Origin of the sequence: Micromonospora sp. NPDC057141, assembly GCF_042670805.1 — a bacterium.
Lineage (GTDB): Bacteria > Actinomycetota > Actinomycetes > Mycobacteriales > Micromonosporaceae > Micromonospora.
The window spans coordinates 1-17,125 of record NZ_JBHUVA010000078.1 but is presented as its reverse complement, the minus strand read 5'-3'; the positions used below and the strand labels follow the sequence as shown (position 1 = coordinate 17,125).

Annotated in this window: 18 protein-coding genes; 9 read left to right on the top strand and 9 right to left on the bottom strand. The window is 71.2% G+C overall.

The window, feature by feature from the left end:
- Nucleotides 1-58: 58 nt before the first annotated feature.
- On the bottom strand, nucleotides 59-1,204 hold the full coding sequence (gene hppD, locus ACFT41_RS27210; protein ID WP_377589084.1) for a 4-hydroxyphenylpyruvate dioxygenase: 1,146 nt from the start codon (nucleotides 1,202-1,204) through the stop codon (nucleotides 59-61).
- Nucleotides 1,205-1,228: 24 nt separating this feature from the next.
- Nucleotides 1,229-2,263: a beta-ketoacyl-ACP synthase 3 gene (locus ACFT41_RS27205; protein WP_377589085.1), complete on the bottom strand. Its 1,035-nt coding sequence runs from the start codon at nucleotides 2,261-2,263 to the stop codon at nucleotides 1,229-1,231.
- 369 nt (nucleotides 2,264-2,632) lie between these two features.
- Here ACFT41_RS27205 and ACFT41_RS27200 point away from each other — a divergent pair, with 369 nt between their 5' ends.
- Nucleotides 2,633-3,787 carry a pyridoxal phosphate-dependent aminotransferase gene (locus ACFT41_RS27200; protein WP_377589086.1) on the top strand — a complete coding sequence of 385 codons (1,155 nt, stop codon included), beginning with the start codon at nucleotides 2,633-2,635 and terminating at the stop codon, nucleotides 3,785-3,787.
- A gap of 5 nt (nucleotides 3,788-3,792) precedes the next feature.
- Complete coding sequence (locus ACFT41_RS27195) at nucleotides 3,793-4,455, top strand: glutamate racemase (protein ID WP_377589087.1); 663 nt, start codon at nucleotides 3,793-3,795, stop codon at nucleotides 4,453-4,455.
- A gap of 72 nt (nucleotides 4,456-4,527) precedes the next feature.
- Here the strand turns inward: ACFT41_RS27195 and ACFT41_RS27190 are convergent, their stop codons facing one another.
- Nucleotides 4,528-5,418 (bottom strand): SRPBCC domain-containing protein, encoded by an 891-nt coding sequence (locus tag ACFT41_RS27190; protein ID WP_377589088.1) that lies wholly within the window; start codon nucleotides 5,416-5,418, stop codon nucleotides 4,528-4,530.
- Nucleotides 5,415-5,717 carry a hypothetical protein gene (locus ACFT41_RS27185; RefSeq protein WP_377589089.1) on the bottom strand — a complete coding sequence of 101 codons (303 nt, stop codon included), beginning with the start codon at nucleotides 5,715-5,717 and terminating at the stop codon, nucleotides 5,415-5,417. Before ACFT41_RS27185 ends, ACFT41_RS27190 begins: the two co-directional genes overlap by 4 nt.
- Before the next feature lie 108 nt (nucleotides 5,718-5,825).
- Between ACFT41_RS27185 and ACFT41_RS27180 the strand changes: the two genes are divergently transcribed.
- Nucleotides 5,826-6,401 (top strand): dihydrofolate reductase family protein, encoded by a 576-nt coding sequence (locus ACFT41_RS27180; RefSeq protein WP_377589090.1) that lies wholly within the window; start codon nucleotides 5,826-5,828, stop codon nucleotides 6,399-6,401.
- A gap of 73 nt (nucleotides 6,402-6,474) precedes the next feature.
- On the opposite strand, the gene ACFT41_RS27175 is transcribed toward ACFT41_RS27180, so the two are convergent.
- Entirely contained in the window at nucleotides 6,475-7,239 is a 765-nt protein-coding gene (locus tag ACFT41_RS27175; protein ID WP_377589820.1) for a thioesterase II family protein, read from the bottom strand.
- Nucleotides 7,240-7,451: 212 nt separating this feature from the next.
- On the opposite strand from ACFT41_RS27175, the gene ACFT41_RS27170 reads away from it, so the two are divergent.
- The 4 genes from ACFT41_RS27170 (at nucleotide 7,452) to ACFT41_RS27155 (ending at nucleotide 9,875) form a co-directional block, all read left to right on the top strand.
- Nucleotides 7,452-8,486 (top strand): ketoacyl-ACP synthase III family protein, encoded by a 1,035-nt coding sequence (locus ACFT41_RS27170; protein ID WP_377589819.1) that lies wholly within the window; start codon nucleotides 7,452-7,454, stop codon nucleotides 8,484-8,486.
- Nucleotides 8,487-8,529: 43 nt separating this feature from the next.
- Nucleotides 8,530-9,570 (top strand): ketoacyl-ACP synthase III family protein, encoded by a 1,041-nt coding sequence (locus ACFT41_RS27165; RefSeq protein ID WP_377589818.1) that lies wholly within the window; start codon nucleotides 8,530-8,532, stop codon nucleotides 9,568-9,570.
- The gene (locus ACFT41_RS27160; RefSeq protein WP_377589817.1) at nucleotides 9,534-9,665 is read left to right on the top strand and encodes a hypothetical protein; all 132 of its coding nucleotides are present in this window, start codon (nucleotides 9,534-9,536) and stop codon (nucleotides 9,663-9,665) included. Before ACFT41_RS27165 ends, ACFT41_RS27160 begins: the two co-directional genes overlap by 37 nt.
- 78 nt (nucleotides 9,666-9,743) lie before the next feature.
- The gene (locus ACFT41_RS27155) at nucleotides 9,744-9,875 is read left to right on the top strand and encodes a hypothetical protein (protein ID WP_377589816.1); all 132 of its coding nucleotides are present in this window, start codon (nucleotides 9,744-9,746) and stop codon (nucleotides 9,873-9,875) included.
- 82 nt (nucleotides 9,876-9,957) lie between these two features.
- Here the strand turns inward: ACFT41_RS27155 and ACFT41_RS27150 are convergent, their stop codons facing one another.
- From ACFT41_RS27150 to ACFT41_RS27135, 4 genes are all read right to left on the bottom strand, one after another.
- Nucleotides 9,958-11,868 (bottom strand): 3-oxoacyl-[acyl-carrier-protein] synthase III C-terminal domain-containing protein, encoded by a 1,911-nt coding sequence (locus ACFT41_RS27150; RefSeq protein ID WP_377589815.1) that lies wholly within the window; start codon nucleotides 11,866-11,868, stop codon nucleotides 9,958-9,960.
- A 45-nt stretch (nucleotides 11,869-11,913) separates the two neighbouring features.
- Complete coding sequence (fabG, locus tag ACFT41_RS27145) at nucleotides 11,914-12,654, bottom strand: 3-oxoacyl-ACP reductase FabG (RefSeq protein ID WP_377589814.1); 741 nt, start codon at nucleotides 12,652-12,654, stop codon at nucleotides 11,914-11,916.
- A gap of 15 nt (nucleotides 12,655-12,669) precedes the next feature.
- Entirely contained in the window at nucleotides 12,670-13,836 is a 1,167-nt protein-coding gene (locus tag ACFT41_RS27140; protein ID WP_377589821.1) for an acyl-CoA dehydrogenase family protein, read from the bottom strand.
- Nucleotides 13,837-13,985: 149 nt separating this feature from the next.
- Complete coding sequence (locus ACFT41_RS27135; protein ID WP_377589813.1) at nucleotides 13,986-14,738, bottom strand: TylF/MycF/NovP-related O-methyltransferase; 753 nt, start codon at nucleotides 14,736-14,738, stop codon at nucleotides 13,986-13,988.
- A 175-nt stretch (nucleotides 14,739-14,913) separates the two neighbouring features.
- On the opposite strand from ACFT41_RS27135, the gene ACFT41_RS27130 reads away from it, so the two are divergent.
- Together ACFT41_RS27130 and ACFT41_RS27125 are read left to right on the top strand one after the other, a co-directional pair.
- Complete coding sequence (locus ACFT41_RS27130) at nucleotides 14,914-16,734, top strand: HAD-IIIC family phosphatase (RefSeq protein ID WP_377589812.1); 1,821 nt, start codon at nucleotides 14,914-14,916, stop codon at nucleotides 16,732-16,734.
- A gap of 14 nt (nucleotides 16,735-16,748) precedes the next feature.
- On the top strand, nucleotides 16,749-16,979 hold the full coding sequence (locus ACFT41_RS27125; RefSeq protein WP_377589811.1) for an acyl carrier protein: 231 nt from the start codon (nucleotides 16,749-16,751) through the stop codon (nucleotides 16,977-16,979).
- The last annotated feature ends 146 nt before the right edge of the window (nucleotides 16,980-17,125 follow it).

Sequence of the window (17,125 nt, the reverse complement as noted above, 5' to 3'; positions counted from 1 at the left end):
TCACCGGCACACGAAGGGCGGCCGTCGTTGCGACGGCCGCCCTTCCGGCTGCGGGCTGTCAGTCGGCGAACCGGACGCGCTGCGCTTCGACGCTGTTGTACAGGTGTTTGATGTTCGAGCTGCCGAACGTGGTCGCGCCGGCGCGCTCGATGATCTCCAGAAAAATGGTCCTCCGCGGGTGTACGGACCTGGCGAAGATCTGGTAGAGCTGGCCGTCGTGGTCCTCGTCCACCAGGATGTTCAGGTCCCGCAGCTGCTCGACGGGGTGACGCTTCGGGTGCACCCGGTTGGCGAGCGCGGTGTAGTAGGCGGCCGGCGTCGACAGCAGCTGGACGCCGCGGTCGCGCAGGCGGTCGACCGTTTCCAGGATGTCGGTGGTGCTGAAGGCCATGTGCTGCACGCCGGCCCCGTCGTGGTTCTTGAGGAACTCGTCGATCTGACCGGAACCGAGATGGGCGTCCGCCTCGACCAGGGTGAGCGTGACGGCGCGCGACGCGCTCTGCACCACCTTGATGAGCATCGCCTGGTTGCCGGTCACGATCCGCTCGGTGAGGGTGACGTCGAAGCCCAGCACCCGCTGGTAGTGCTCGGCGGTGCTGTCGAGCCGGCCGGGCTCCACACAGACCGCGAGATGGTCCAGCCGGCGCAGCCCGGTCGCCGAGGCGCCATCCCCACCGTCGTCCGGCACCGGGGTGAGGCCGCGCACGTCGGCGACGACCGCGTCGTCCGGTCGCTGCACGAACGTGTGCGTCACGTCGCCGAACGCGTCGATCGTCGCGGTGGTCACCGAACCCCTCGTGACCGGGGCGGTGAGCGGGCGCGCGCCGCGCCGCACGGCCTCGGCGAAGGCTGCGGCGGCGTCCGGCACGCGGATGCCGATGTCGGCGATGCCATCGCCGTGCCGCTGCGCGTAGATGCGCGCGGGATGCTCCTCGTCGCTGGATTCCGTGAGCAGCAGTTCGATGCCGCCCTGGCCGACGTTGACCGAGCGGGTCGGCGCGCTGTTCGGCGCCGACGTCGCGCGCACGGTGAAACCGTAGCCGTCGACGAGCCAGGTGAGCACGCGTTCGATGTCGTCCACGTACCACTCGACATAGTCGACGGTCATCTCCCTGAAGGCGTCCGTCTCATTCCTCATGGCTTCGGCACTCCTGTTCCTGTGGTCGGCGATGAGCCTTTTCGGTTGCTGCTGCAGCAGGCGCACGAGGCCCGCGCGCCGTTTCGCCGCCTATTCGGTGACGATTTCGATCTCCGGCCAGATCACGGTGGTCGCCCCCCAGGTCAGTCCTCCGCCGAACGCGGACATCAGGACCCGGTGGTGGGGCATCAGGAATCCGCTGGCGGCCGTCTGCGCGAGGAGAATCGGCAGCGACGCGGCGGCGGTGTTGCCGACGTCCCGGATGTTCCCGGCCAGCCGGTCGGCGGGGATGCCCAGTTCGTGGCCGACAGCCGAGGTGATGCGGGCGTTGGCCTGGTGGGCGTAGAAGCGGTCGACGTCCTCGATGCTCCACCCGGCGGATGCCATCGCGGCGGTCGCCGCCGCGCTCATCCGCTCCACCGCGTGCCGGAAGACCTCTCGCCCGGCCATCTGGAAGTACTGCGTCACGCCCGAACCCGGCCGGTGCTCGAGTGCGCCGCGCCGGCCAGCGGCGCCAACCCGGATCATGTCGCTGCGCGCGCCGTCGCTGCCGAGCACGATGTCGCCGACCGCGCCGGGCTCGTCGGGCGAGCCCTGCCGCAGCACGACCGCGCCGCCTCCGTCGCCGAAGATGGGCATGGTCGTGCGGTCGTCCGGGTCGAGCAGGACGGAGAAGGACTCGGCGGCGACCACCACGACCCGCTCCGCGAGGCCGGCGGCGAGCAGACCCGCCCCGGTGGCCAGCGCGTAGAGGAAGCCTGAGCAGACCGCCGAGACGTCGAAGGCCGCGATGCTGCCGAGATCGAGCCGGGCCGCGACCTCGGGTGCCGTCGCCGGGCACCGTCGATCGGGCGTCGTCGTGGCGAGGACCAGGGCCTGGACGTCGCCGCCGCCGGCCGACTTGAGTGCTCGCTCCGTCGCGGCCGTCGCCAGGTCCGCCGTGGTGATGTCCGGCGTCACCCTCCGCCGCGTCGAGATGCCCGTACGGCTCGTGATCCACTCCTCGGAGGTGTCGAGCCGGGCGCACAGCTCCGCATTGGTCACGACGAGTGGCGGTAGCCAATATCCTATTCCGCAGATGACGGCGGCGGCGCCGCGTGTCTTCGGCCGCGATTCTCGTGTCATGTGAAGCCTCGCCGCACCTTTCGGTTCAGATCGTGCTTGGCGTGCCGCCACCGGCCGAAATCAAGAATTTCGGCGCGCGCGCTCGGTCCCGATATCGAATTCTCACTCGCCGGATGGGCGGATTCGCCTTCCTGCATGCGCACACATCGCGTATGCGCAGAGTGTGGCCGCGACGCCCGGATTGCTCATCGGCTCAGCATGCGCGCCGGCCAGAACGGTGGCGTCTTGAAACGTGCGTTCCGGTGACCGCGTAGCATCGTCGGAGATGACATCGATCGGCGGCAATGACGATCGTGGAGCTCGGCGCGGCCGGCGCCGGTTGTGACCGCATCGACCGGCGCGCGGGGCTGCCCGGATCGGAGACTGACCATGGCCAAGGCCACGAGTACACCAGGCCCGACCGCCGGGACCGGCGTCGGTGTCGTCGATCTCCGGCAGGGGCGCGGCCAGCTGCCCCCGCCGGCGGCGGTGCTGGCCGAGGGCGCGCGCCGCTTCGGCGAGCTCGGCCACTCCTACAGCCCCGCCGAGGGCCTGCCGGTCTTCCGCGCGGCCGTCGCCGACAAGCTGCGGCGGCACAGCAACCTCAGCGTCGACCCGGCGACCGGGGTCGTCACCACGGTCGGTGCGACCGGTGCGCTGATCGCGGCGCTCATGGCCATGCTGAACGCAGGAGAAGGAGTCCTGCTGCTCGAACCGTTCGACGACCGGTACCGCACCGCGCTCGAGACGCTCAATCTGCGCCCCGAGCCGGTCCGGCTCACCGGGCCGCGCTTCGAGATCACCGAGAAGTCGCTGCGCGCGGCCGTCACGGGCCGGACGCGGGCGATGATCCTGTGCACGCCGGGCAACCCGAGCGGCCGGCGGTACACCGAGGCCGAACTGCGGATCGTGTCCGCCGTCGCCGACGAGCACGACCTCGTGGTCATCAGCGACGAGGTGTTCTCCGACATCGCCTTCGGCGCCGCTGCGCACGTCGCCCCGGCGGCCGTGGGTGGGCTCGGCAACCGGACCCTGACGATATCGGCGCTGTCGCCGACCTTCAGCCTGCCGGGGTGGCGGCTGGGGTACGTCTGTGGCCCGGAACCGCTGATCGGCCCGGTCAAGGTCGCCGCCGACGCGCTCGTCGGATGCGCACCCACCCCGCTGCAGGAGATCGGCGCGAAGGCGTTGACGGTGGGCGAGGAGTACTACAGCGAGCTGCGCGGCCGGTACGCCGCCAAGCGGCGCCTGCTGATTGACGGCTTCCGGGCCGCGGGCCTGGCCCCCAACGAACCTGAGGGCTCCTGGTTCCTGCTGGTCGACTGCTCACGGTTGGGCGCGGCGAGCGGCGTGGAAGCGGCCGAACTCCTCCTGCGGGGCGGCGGCATCGCCACGGTACCGGGCGAGACCTTCTACCTGAACCCGCCCGACCGTCCGTACGTCCGGGCGAGCTTCGCACTGCCGGACGCGGTGCTGGCCGACGCCGCCGACCGGCTGGCGAGGCTGCCGTGGCCCGGACGGTCCGCCGACAAGCAAAGGATGTGACTGCAATGGCTGACGAACGCTGCGAGGTAGCCGTCATCGCCGGCACGCCCTACGATTCCGGGCTCGGCGCCGACCTGTTGCGGGCCGCGGGCGTGGCGGCGCTGCCGTACGCCACGGCCAGGTCGCCCGACGAGCAGGACGGCCTGCAGGACCGCGATCCGCGCGGGCTCGAGGCGTCGTTCCACGACCTGCTCGACCTGCTGCGTGGACAGCGGGTCGGGCTCGCGATGGTCTTCTGCAACTCGCTGTCCTCGGTCGTGGGCCACGACGACACCGCGATCCCGGTGGTCTCGCCGCTGACCGTGTACCGGGAGCTGTTGCCCCGGCTGGGCTCGTCGCTGGTGCTGACCGGCAACGCCCACGCGCTGCTGGGGGTCGAGCGCACCGCGCGGCGCGTCAACCCGGGTCACCGAATGCTCGGGGTGTCGGACCCGGCGCTGGTCCGGGGTATCGAGAGCGGTGACCCGGAGGCGGCGTTCGCGGCCTCACACCTGCCGGTCACGCTGCGGCAGGCCGAGCGGCTGGGCCTGGAGGCCGTCGTGCTCGCCTGCACGCACTTCACCGCCATCAAGCAGCTCGTCGTCGCTGGCTGCGACCTGCCCGTCATCGACGTCGGGACGGAGTTGCTGGACCGGACCGTGACCGCCGTGCGGGCCGGAGCGCGCTAGCGATCCGCACCCACGGATCGCCGCAGGGCGCCGGATCGGATGCGGCGCCCTGCGGCGCGGGCCGGGTGACCATCAGGTGTTCGTGAACAGCCCGTCCGGGATGCCCTCGAGGTGCTGCTCCACCCACATGGGGCGCCACCGCTTGAGCTCGTGGAAGCGGCGCAGCTCCACCAGGCCGCCGAGCCAGCCGAGCCAGCCGTCGAACGGCGGCGCGGACTGGTCGAACCCGCTCTGGACGAACGTCAGCCGGGTGCGTCCGCCCGAGTCGGACAGCTCCCAGGATTGGACCATGTCGTGCCAGTCGACCGACATGGAACGGCCCGGCCGGAGCGCGGTGACGCGTGCCGGGTCGGGGTTCGCGTCGAAGCCGCCCATCGCCCAGCGGCCGCCCTCGTGCAGCTCCACGTCGACCTTCACGCCGGCCCACCGGGAGAACTGCTCCGGCTCGGTCAGCGACTCGTAGACCGCGAGCCGGTCGGCGTCGATCAGCACCTCGCCCCGCAGTTCGGCGCTGGTGAAGTCGCAGCGCACGACGGGGTCCCGCCCTTCGGCGTAGTCGACCAGGTTGGCCAGGGCGAGGGCCCAGTAGGTGTGCATCAGACTGCGGTCGCCCGGCTCCGTCAGCACCTCGGGCCAGCCGGGGATGCCGGTCTGGGTGAGCGTCAGCAGGGTCGCCGCCCCCTCCGGCGCCGGCCCGGTCTCGGCCGCCAGCCCGATGTCGACGGTGGTGGTCACGCCGTCGAGGTCCCAGTCGAAGCGCAGCGAGCTGTCGTCGACGTGGCGCAGCCGCTGGCGCGGCGCCTCGCCGGACGGGGTGAAGCGACCCCAGAACTCGTAGCGGTGGGGCAGCTCCACCTCGGCGTGCTCGGCGAGCCAGACCCGCAGCGCGGCGCGGTCGGTCAGCGCCTGGTGTACCGCTCGGGGCGGCGCGGTGATGCGGATGCGCTTTCTCAACGTGCTCATTGCCCTACCTGCCGCATGATCTCGTTGCGCTGCGGTGCGAGCAGCGTCTCTGCCTGGTCGAGGCGCTCCGGACACAGGAGGTCTCGGTCTTTACAAGGGATCACCCTGAACTGGCGAATTGTTCTTGTCAAACGTCGCTGCCCGTCCGTCGGGCGCGGGCTGGACGGCGGCCATGGGTCAACGAGCGGTGCGCCACAAAGCAACGGGTAGCCCGAGATGTTCTCGAAGAATTTATGCCGCCGCTGTGGATGCGCAGCGCCGGCCCGGCCGGCAACACCGGCCGGAAACTGGATTACCATCGCCGTCCTTGGTAGAAACTCCTGGGGAAACTGCGCGAGTTCCCACAATGGCGCCAGACCGCGCCGGGGACCGACCCGGCGTAGGCGGCAAGGGATGGAGGGCACCGGATGCGGCGAGTGGTCCTGCAGTTCTACGTGTCGCTCGACGGCTACAGCTGTGACGCAGAGAACGGACTCCGTGACGTCATGATGAGCATTGACGACCCCGAACAGGAGGAACACTTCGTCAACCGCCTGCGACAGGCCGGCACCCACATCATGGGCCGGAACACCTACGAGGGCATGGCCCAGTTCTGGCCCGGCGCCGAGCACCCGTCGGCCGACCCGATGAACGACATCCCGAAGGTCGTGTTCTCCCGCACCCTGACCGCCGCCGACGACTGGCCGGTGACGCGCATCGCCGGCGGTGATACGGCGGAGGAGATCGCGAAGCTCAAGGCCGAGCCCGGCGGTGAGATCCTCGCCCACGGCGGCACCACGTTCGTGCGGTCACTGATCGAGCTGGACCTGGTCGACGAGTACCGGCTGTGGGTACTCCCCGCGGCCGCCGGCACCGGTGCGGCGCTGTTCACCGACCGGGGCCGTCCGCTGAACCTGCGGCTGCTGCAGAGCTCGGCGTTCCCCTCCGGCGTGCTGGAGCTGGTGTACGCACCGGCCGGCCGGGCCGACGAGCAGGCCGGCTGACGCACCGACGCTTGACATCGCAACGGCCCGCCGTGACGGACAGACCCACGTCACGGCGGGCCGTTGCGGCGCCTCATCGCGGGCTGGACGCGGCGACGAACGACAGGGCGCGCCGCGCGATCGCACCGATGGCGGTCGAGCCCGGCTCCGTGAGGTAGAAGTGGCCGCCGGGGAACACCTGCAGCCGCGAACCGCCGGTGGTCACCTCCGACCAGCGCCTGGCCTCCGCCACCGTCACCACCGGGTCGCGGTCACCGACGAAGACGCCGATCGGGCAATTCACGGTGGCGGTCGACGCCACGTAGGTCTCGATGGCGGTCATGTCGTTGCGCAGCGGCGGCAGTACCAACTGCAGCAGCTTCTCGTCCTCGAAGACCATGGCCTCCGTGCCGCTGAGCTGTCGCATCTCCTCCAGCAGCTCGTGGTCGTCGGCGGGATCGGTCCGGTTGCGCCGCATGAGGACCGGCGCGCGGGCGGCCGAGGCGATCAGCCCGGCCGGTTCGGCGCCGCGCTCGGCCAGCCGCAGCGCCGCCTCGTAGGCGACGACGGCACCCATGCTGTGCCCGAGCAGCACCGTGGGCAGCGGTGACGGCCGCTCCACCAGCACCTCGGCGACCCGGTCGGCCAGGGCGGCGACGGACGGCACCGCCGGCTCCGCGTGCCGGTCCTGCCGTCCCGGGTACTGCACGGCGACGGTGTCGATCGCCGTCGGCAGCCCTCGCGCCAGCCGCACGAACGACGAGGCCGAGCCACCGGCGTGCGGCAAGCACACCAACGTGACCTGCGCGTCGTCCGTCCGCTCCCACCACCGCCGCAACCAGCGCTCCGGCTCGTCCATGGCCCACTCCTCATCCGGTGCTCGGCTCGCGGCCCGCGAGCCGCCCGCCCACCGTAGCCACCGCGCGGGGCCGGAGCTGCTTGCTGCGTGCGCACTCCGGCCGCCGGGTGACGCTGGTCGCCATCGACGGCAAGCAATCGGTGAGATGCCGGGGTAGCGCGCCAGATGTCAGTGTGCTGAGCAAGTGGCGGCGACGACCGGGGAGATATGCAGTGCTGGTCAACGACATCTACCTGGCCGGAGTGGCCAGCTGGCTCCCGGCGCGGGAGCCGATCGGGCAGGGCCGGTACGAGCCCGGACAGCAGGACGAATACGCCTGGGAGTCCGCGACCGTGGCCGGCGACGACGAGACCGTGGTCGGGATGGCGGTCCGGGCCGGGCAGCTCGCGCTGAACCGTTCAGGCGTCGACCCGGCCGACGTGTCCCTGCTGATCCACGCGCACACGTGGTTCCAGGGCTTGGACCTGTGGACGGCCGCCTCCTACGTTCACCATGCGCTGCTGGGGGAGAACCGCATCGCGCAGGCGCTCGACCTCAACCAGCAGTGCCCGGGCGGGGTGTCGGCGCTGCAGGTCGCCGCGGACCACCTGATCGCCGACCCGTCCCGCAGCGCGGCGATGGTCACCACGGCGGACCGGTTCGCGCTGCCGGGCCTGGACCGCTGGCACGCCGAGGGTCCGGAGTTCATCCTCGGCGACGGCGCGGCGGCCGTGGTGCTGTCCCGGTCCCGTGGCTTCGCCCGGCTCGTCGCGGTCAGATCGGTCGCGGACACTGCCTTGGAGCCGATGTACCGGTCCGACAGCGAGTTCACGCTCTTCAGTCTCGCGCCGCTCGGCCCGTTCGACGCGCACGCGCGCTCGGAGGCGTTCCGTGACGTGATGGAGCTCGACGAGGTGATCTTCCGGCTGAACCGTGGGCACGCGGACGCGGTGCACGGCCTGCTCGAGGAGGCCGGGCTGACGCTCGGCGACGTGCGCCGGTTCGTCTTCCCCAACGTCGGGCTGAGCATGCTCGTCGACCTGGTGCAGCCGCTGGGCATCGACGTGTCGCAGACCGCGTGGGAGTTCGGCCGTACCACCGGTCACGTCGGGGCCGCAGACCCGATCAACGGCCTGATGTGGCTCATCGAGCAGGGCGAGCTCGCGGTCGGCGACCGTGTCGTGCTCGTCGGCATCGGTTCGGGGTTCAACTGGGCGAGCGCGCTCGTGGAGTGCGTGGAGGTTCCGGACTGGTCCCCGGCCGCCTGAGTGTCATTGTCGGATGCAGCAGCGCAGATCACCGGGAGACTCAGTGCGATACAACGACATCTATGTGGCTGGCGTGGCCAGCTGGTTGCCGGAACGGGAGCCCATCGGGCACCACCGCTACGCGCCGGGCGTCCAGGACGAGTATGCCTGGGAGTCCGCGACCGTGGCCGGCGACGACGAGACCGTGGCCGCGATGGCGGTCCGGGCCGGGCGGCTCGCGCTGGACCGTTCGGGCGTCGACCCGGGTGACGTGACGCAGCTGCTGCACGCGTACACCTGGTTCCAGGGCCTCGACCTGTGGACGGCTTCCTCGTACCTGCACCGGGAGCTGCTGGGGCAGGAGAACCGTAAGGCCCAGGCGCTCGACCTCAACCAGCAGAGCGCCGGGGCGGTGTCCGCCCTGCAACTGGCGGCGAACCATCTGACCGCGGATCCGTCCCGTCGCGCCGCGATGGTGACGACCGCCGACCGGTTCGCGCTGCCCGGCCTGGACCGCTGGCGCAGCGAGGGTCCGCGCTTCATCTTCGGCGACGGCGCGGCCGCACTGGTCCTGGCGCGGGGCCACGGGTTCGCCCGGCTGGTCTCGGCCAGCTCCGTGGCAGACACCACGCTGGAGCCGATGTACCGGGGCAACAGCGAGTTCACGCTGTTCAGCACCGCGGCGCTGGGCGCGGTCGACATGCACGCGCGGAAGGCGTCGTACCTGCGGCAGAAGGGGGACGTGCGCGAGGTGGCGTCCCGGCTTGGCCGGGGCCACGTCGAGGTGGTGCACGAGCTGCTGGACGAGGCCGGGTTGACGATGGACGACGTGAGCCGGTTCGTGTTCCCCAACTTCGGTCTCAGCATGCTCGTCGACCTGGTGAAGTCGCTCGGCATCGACGTCGCCCAGACGGCGTGGGACCTGGGCCGCACCACCGGCCACGTGGGCGCCGCCGACCCGTTCAACGGCCTGGCGTGGATGATCGAGCAGCGGCAGCTCTCGGTCGGTGACCGGGTCATGCTGGTCGGCATCGGGTCCGGCTTCTTCTGGTCGGCCGCGCTCGTGGAGTGCGTCGAGATCCCGGACTGGCGTCCGGTCGGCTGAGTTCCTCCCGGGTCGACCTCGTCGGCGGCATCGGCATCGCGCCCGGCGAGTTGGCCGGGCTGATCGGCCTGACCGAGCTGACGGTGCACAGCTGAGACATCGCCCTGTCGTGCGAACGGCCGTATGCGCCTGCGGAGGACGAGCTCGGCGCCATCCTGCAGTATCTGACCGCGATGGCCGAGCCGGACCAGGCCGCCGCCCGTTCGGTGATCTTCGGGCCGGTGGTGGCGGGTGCCAGCCGCGTCCCGCTCCTGGATCGGGTCATCCGACTGGGCGGGCGCGGCCCGTCCTGGCGGGCCGGCTGAGCCGCACGGAGGTCACGACACGACGCAACGGCGCACCCCGGGGGTGCGCCGTTGCGCGTTGTCCGGTGGCGCGGGCGCGCCGTCAGCGTGGCCGGACGTCCAGCACGACCTCGTCGGCGACGATTGCCGGGTCGACGCGCAGGACCACGTAGCCACCGACCGCACCGGCCCCGAACGCCGGGGCGAAGATCCGGGTCGGGCGGGTGATGACGCCTTCGCGGATCGCGTCGTGGATCGCGATCGGGATGCTCGCCGAGGACACGTTGCCCATCTTCTCGATGTTGAAGTACAGGTTGTCGGTGGCCAGCCCGGCCTCACCGGCCAGGCCGAGGAACATCGCCTTGTTCGCCTGGTGCGGCACGACGAGCCCGACGCCGTCCAGAAGTGGGCGCCCCGGAGCGTCCGGGTCGGGCTCCGCGCGCAGTTCCGCGAGCATCTGCACCAGGTAGCGGCGTACGAGCGACTTGACGTCCGGGCCGTACATGGTGAGATCGCCGTCGAACTCCGGGTTGGGCCAGACGATCGAGTTGACCTCGTTGTGCGGGCCGCTGGCGTACGTCTGAACGACGTCGACGTCGCCGACGGCGCCGGCCGGGGCAGGGGCGACGACCATCGCGGCGGCGGCGTCGCCGAAGATCATCCGTGAGGTCCGAACGCTGCCGATCTTGTCGGAGAACTTCTCCACGCACACCAGCAGGACCGGCCGCCGGACCTCCTGCAGCTGCCGTACGGCCCCGGCGAGCCCGTACGGCAGCCCGGCGCAGGCAGCGATCGAGTCGACCGACGCATGCGTCTGCAGCAGGCCGAGCTCGCCGGAGAGCCAGCACGCCATCGGCGGGACCAGCCGGCTGCTCGAGCTCGTGCTCACGAGGACCGCGCCGATCTCCTCGGGCCGGCGGCCGGACTTCGCCACCGCGGCCAGCGCCGCCTGCAGCGCCAGTTCCTCCGGCGACCGGCTGCTGTAGCGGCGCTGCCGAATCCCGGTCTTCGCGGCGATGTCGTCGGCGCTCATCGGCGACCAGGACAGGCTCGCGTTGCGGATGATGTCGGCGTTGTCGATGATGTGCTCGCCGCGCACGACCGCCAGGGATTCCAGGACCGGCTGGACGGGGCAGTCCCGCCGTACCCGGACCGGCTGGTAGGGCGCGACCGGCTCGACCCCCCCGGCGGGGCGTCGTGCCGGGGCGGCCGCTGCGGGGGCACCGTGACCGCCGGTGCCGCCGCGCCGGACCCGGTCGATGAACGCCGTCACGTCCCGGTTCCGGGGGTGCAGGGCGACCACGAAGTCGTCGTCGCCGATCTCGTCCGGGCCGCGCAGCTCGACGCCGGCGCGGGCCCACGGGTACTGGTTGTGCAGCACCATCGCCCACCGCATCAGCGATTCCAGCTCCGGCACCTCCTCGTGCGCGTCGAGGATGTCCTCGTCGCGGAACACGGGGAAGTCCGGATCGTAGCCGTGGATGACGAACGTCAGCGCGTCCGGCTGCTTGCGGAACTCGGCGACCGTCGGCTTTATCGCCGGCAGGTCGGCGCCGTTGTGCAGCTTGGTGCGGAACACGTCGAACAGCAGCGCGAACAGCCGGTCCTCGGCCTCGGCGTCCCGGCCGGCCGGCAGCCGGTGGTACGCGCGCTCGACCGCGTCGACTTTGCGGTCCCGGTCCGGCCAGGGGGCCACCAGCGGCAGGAAGACGTCGCCGCGCCGTTTAGGCAGGTCCCGCCATCGGGTCGGGCGCTTGTCGAACATGGTGATCGAGTAGCGGTTCAGCCACAGGAGATGCTGGCCCAGGTCGCGCAGCAGTTCGAATCGCCCTGGATAGGCGTCCGAGGCGATCCGGGCCAGCAGTTCGGTGCCGGTCGGGGCCTTCGCCGCGAGGTCCCGTCCGATCACCGCGGTGTAGCGCTCCAGCGTGTCCAGGAGAGAGAAGTCCAGGTCAACGTGGAAGTTGGCCGGGATGACCAGTCGGCCGTGCCGGTTGATCACGAATGGTTTCATGCGGTTCCCTCGCCTGTCTGCGGTGACGGGTTGACGGCCGGCCCGCTACATGTGCATGCCGCCGTTGACGGCGTAGACCTGGCCGGTGATGTAGGCCGACTCGGGGTCGGCCAGGAACTCCACCACCCGTGCGACCTCGTCGGGTTCGGCGGGCCGGCCGACCGGGATCCGGGCGAGGATCTTCTCCATCGCCAGGGCCGGTACGGCCGCGGTCATGTCGGTCATGATGAGCCCGGGGGTCACCGTGTTGACCGTGACGTTCTTGCGGGCGACCTCCAGGGCGAGGCTCATGGTCAGCCCGAACAGCCCGGACTTGGCGGCGGCGTAGTTGGTCTGGCCGAACGCGCCCGTCTCGCCGATGATCGAGGAGATGTTCACGATCCGTCCGTACCGCCGCTCGAGCATCTGCGGCAGCACGGCGCGGGTCAGGTAGAACGCGCCGGACAGGTTGACCCGGACGACCTGGTCCCACTCGGCCGGAGTCATGTTCCGCATGGTCTTGTCCAGCGTCATGGCGGCGTTGTTGACCAGGATGTTCAGGCGGCCGTGCTGCTCAAGGACCTCGGCGCCGAGCCGGGCGCAGTCCTCGGCCGAGCCGATGTCGCCCTGGTGCACCGTGACGTCGTGCTCGGCATGGTCGTCGAGGAACCGCTTGGCCGCCTCGGCGTTCGTCGAGTAGCCTGCCGCGACCGTGACCCCGCGGGCCATCAACCGCTTGCTGATCGCCAGGCCCAGGCCGCGGGTCCCGCCGGTCACCAGCGCGACCTGCCCGGCCATGTCCGCCATGGTGCTCACCTCCGGTCAGATGTAGAGCGTGTTGGGCGGCATGCCGCAGAGGACGCGGCCGTGCAGCTCGGCGTTGGTGGCCGGGTTCATGAGTGAGTGCAGGTTGATGGCGTGCAGGTCGTTGGTGATGCGCCGGATGGGCACATCGGTGTAGACCGACGACCCGCCGCTGGCCAGGCTCAGGATGTCGGCGGCGTTCCTCGACAATTCGACGGCGCGGCCCATGCGGGCCCGGGCCAGTGCCCGGTCGCCGGCCGTCCACGGGCTGCCGTCGACGGCCTTGGCGTCCAGGGTGTCGCCGAGCCGGTGCGCGTGCGCGGTGGCCTCGTCGATGAGCATCGCCGCCTCGCTGACCTTGAGGTGCGTGACCGGCGCCTCGTGCTGGTACTCGTACGAGGTGTACGTGATCTTCCGGCCGGGCAGCCGCTCGAAGAACTCGTCCCGGGCGGCGCTGGCCAGCCCGATCGCCGTGCCGACCGACAGCGCCGACGCGGTCGGCAGCAGCGGCGTGCGGTAGACCGGCGAGGCCGCGTTGGTCGCTGAGGCGTACTGCTCGGCCAGGACCAGCGGCAACGGCAGGATCCGCTGGGCCGGGACGAAAACCTGGTTGGCGACGGTGCTGATGCTGCCGCTGCCGCGTAGGCCGGTGGTGTGCCAGTCGTCGACGATCTGCAGGTCGCGCAGCGGTACGGCGGTCATGACCGGCCAGAAGCCGGCGCCGGGCCCCGGCGCCACGGCGACGATGATCTGCCACTGGCTGTGGTGGGCGCCGCTGATGAAGCCCCACTTGCCGGTGAGCATGACGCCGCCGTCGACGGGCATGCACATGCCGGTGGGGCTCAGCGTGCCGCAGAGACGGGTGCCGGGCTCGGCGAAGATCTCGTCCTGGACCTCGTCCGGCAGCAGGCTCGCCATCCACGTGGTGATGGCGTTGACGCCGGTCACCCAGGCGGCGGAGCCGTCACCCTTCGCGATCTCGGCGATGGTGTCGATGACCGTGCGAGTGTCGGGCTCGAGACCGCCGTAGCGGGCGGGCAGCCGCAGCCGGAACGCGCCGGCGTCGGCGAGCGCCTCGACGGTCGCTGGGTGCAGGCGGCGGTGCTCGTCGGCCCACGCTGCATGCGACTTCAGCAATGGCACCAGTTTCGCCACGTCCTGAGCCGGGTCGGCGGGCCGCGACACCTCGGTGATCGTCACGGATATCTCCTCTGGTCGATGGATGCGGAAGCTGACGGCCGTCGGGCCCGGGGGTGGGATCGGTGCCATGGGGGATGCTTCCATCGCCCGTGAACTGGTCACATCCTCTGGATTGCCCGCTTGCCGACCGCGGCTCAGTGCGGGCGCCGCCAGTAGTAGCACTTGGAATCGACGCGGGTCAGCTCGCCGGCCAGGCCGCGTTCCCGGCGGAAGTCGTCGACCGCCTGGCGGCAGTACGTCCACAGGTCCTCGCCGTAGTCGTCGACCACCACGTAGCCGCCGGGGGACAGCTTGTCGTACAGGCTGGTGAGCGCGTCCATTGTCGACTGGTAGTAGTCGCCGTCGAGGCGGATGACGGCGAGGCGCTCGATGGGGGCGGCGGGCAGTGTGTCCTCGAACCAGCCCTCGAGGAACCGCACCTGCTCGTCGAGCAGGCCGAAGGCGCGGAAGTTCGCCTCCACGTCGGCGCGGGACACCGCGAAGTGCCTGTAGGTGCGGGTCATGGTGTCGCTGGCGTGCGCGACCGCCTCGGCCGGGAACCGCCCGGCGTCCGGCTCCGGCAGGCCCTGGAACGAGTCGGCGACCCACACTCGTCTGTCGGTGACGCCGAAGGCCTTGAGTATGCCGCGCATGAAGATGGTCGTACCGCCGCGCCAGACGCCGGTTTCGATGAAGTCGCCCGGGATTCCCTGCTCGAGTATCTCGGCGATGCATGTCTGGACATTGTCGAGGCGTACGCGTGGCACCATCGTGTATGCGTCGCCGGTTATGTAGTGCTGGATGAAGCCGGGCAGGAAGCGCGGATCGTCGATGTCGGGCTCCTCGCTGGCGAGGGTGCCGGTGAGGACCTTCTTCAGTAGATCGAGATACAGGCTGGCGGCTGTCATGGGCGGAGGCTATGTCGCCGGGGCCGCCGCACTCCTCTCCCTGCTTGCTGCCCGGATCGGGCCGGCGTGCAGTGCACGATGGATGGGCAGGTCCGCAGCTTCGGAGATGTCGGCCGGGAACGTGGCCGGGAGCATGAATCCGACATCCTGTACCTCGAGCCGGAAAGAGCGGGACATGAGCCATGACGGGTCACCGGACGTGTCCGAGCTGGTCGCCGCACTTCGGTCCACAGTCGACCCGAGCGTCTGGCATCGCGCGGCCGTCGAACTCGCCCGCGACCCCGAGGCCGGTCGGCGGTTCATCCGTCGCACCCTACGTGTGCGAGTGCTGGCGACGTCGACCAGTGACCTGCTGGCCAGGCTGCTGCCGGCCGCCGGGCTGGCCGTGGACCTCGGTCTGGAGGTGACGCAGGCCCCGTACGGCCAGGTCGAGCAGGAGCTGTTCGACGCCGGCTCCGTGACCCGGCGCGAGCCGCCGGACTACGTGCTGCTCGTGCCCAGCGTCGACGACCTCGCCCTCGGCGAGCTCGCCCGCCGGGCACCGGACGAGGTGATCGCCGGCGCCGTTCAGCGCTGGACCCGGCTGTGGGAAGCGGCCCGAGCCGCCGGGATCGGGGTGTGTCAGCTGCTGTTCACGCCGCCCGCCGACGACCCGTACGGCACCGCCGCGCTCCGGTTTCCGCAGAGCCCGTCGGCGGTCGTCGGACAGGTCAATGCCCGGCTGCGGGCCGGTGACGACGTCGTGATCGTGGACAGCGAACGGCTCGCGGCCGAGCACGGCCTGCGGGACTGGCGCGACGACCGCTACTGGTACGCCGCCCGGCAGGCCGTGTCGCTCGCCGCCCTGCCCGCCCTCGCCCGCGTCACCGCAGCGGCCCTCGCAGCTGACCAGGGGCTCAGCCGCCGGTGCGTCGTCGTCGACCTGGACAACACGCTCTGGGACGGCGTCGTCGGCGAGGACGGCATTGACGGCGTGGCGCTGAACGCCTCGCCGCGGGGCGAGGCGTTCGCGGCGTTCCAGGAGCATCTGCTGGCACTGCACCGGCGGGGGGTCGCGCTCGCCGTGGCGACCAAGAACGACGCGGACCTCGCGCACCGGGCCATCGCCGAGGTGCCGGGGATGCGCCTGCGCCCCGAGCACCTGGCGGCCGTGGTGGCCGACTGGCGGCCCAAGTCCGAACAGCTGCGCGAGGTTGCCGCCCGCATGTCGCTGGGCCTGGAGAGCCTGACGTTCGCCGACGACAACCCCGCCGAGCGTCTCGAGGTCCGGCGGGCGTTGCCCCAGGTCGACGTGGTCGAGCTGCCGGTGAACCCATCCGACTACGTCGCCGCCCTCGCGGGCCGGCCCACCCTCGAACCGGGGCGGCTCACCGTGGCGGACCGGCAGCGCACCGCCTCGTACGCCGGTCTGCGCGCCGCGGCGGAACTGCGAGAGCGTGCGGGGTCGCTCGATGACTTCCTCGAAGACCTGGTCATGGAGGCCGTCGTGCGGCCCGTCGACGAGACGGTGCTGCCGAGGGTCGCGCAACTGCTGCAGAAGACCAACCAGTTCAACCTCACCACCCGGCGGCGGTCGGCGCAGGAGGTCGCGGCGCTGGCCGCCGACCCGCGCTGGGTCTGTCGGTGGCTGTCGCTGCGGGACCGGCTCGCAGACCATGGGATCGTCGGCGTCGGCTTCGTCGAACTGCGCGGTGACGAGGCGGTGGTCGACACGCTGCTGCTGAGCTGCCGGGTGATCGGCCGTACCGCCGAACGGTTGCTGCTGCGGGAACTGGGCCGGGCGGCCGCGGAGGCCGGTTGCACGACGCTCGTCGGCGGGTACCGGCCCACCGACCGCAACGTGCTGGTCGCCGACCTGTACCTGCAACTCGGTTTCGCCCCGCGGGGCGTGGTGGACGGCGAGCAGCGCTACAGCCTGCCGCTCACCGCCCTGGACAAGCTCGCGACCCGGCACATCGCCGGCGCGGGATCCGACGAAAGGACGGTACAACGGTGAATACGGTCATTGCCGTGATCACGGAGGCGTTCACCCGGGTCGTCGGGGAGCCGCCGATCTGGGGAGCCGATACGACGCCGGCAGACGTCGAGTCGTGGGGATCCCTGACGCACGTGCAGCTCGTGTTCGAGATCGAACAGGCGCTCGGGATCCGGCTTCCCGAGCACGTGCTGACCGGCCGCACCACGTTCGGCGCGCTGGTCGAGGCGGCCGAGACGGCGGTGAAGGCCGCAGAGGCGGCTTGACGCCGGCCCGTCGAGGGCCGGGTGCAAGCAGGGGTGGTGGGACGCCGCAAACCAGGGCGTACCACCACCCCGTCGTCGTTGGACGGCGTGCGCGGCGCAAGGCCCCGCCGCCCCTGGCCGGCCAGGGGCGGCGGGGCCTTGCGCCG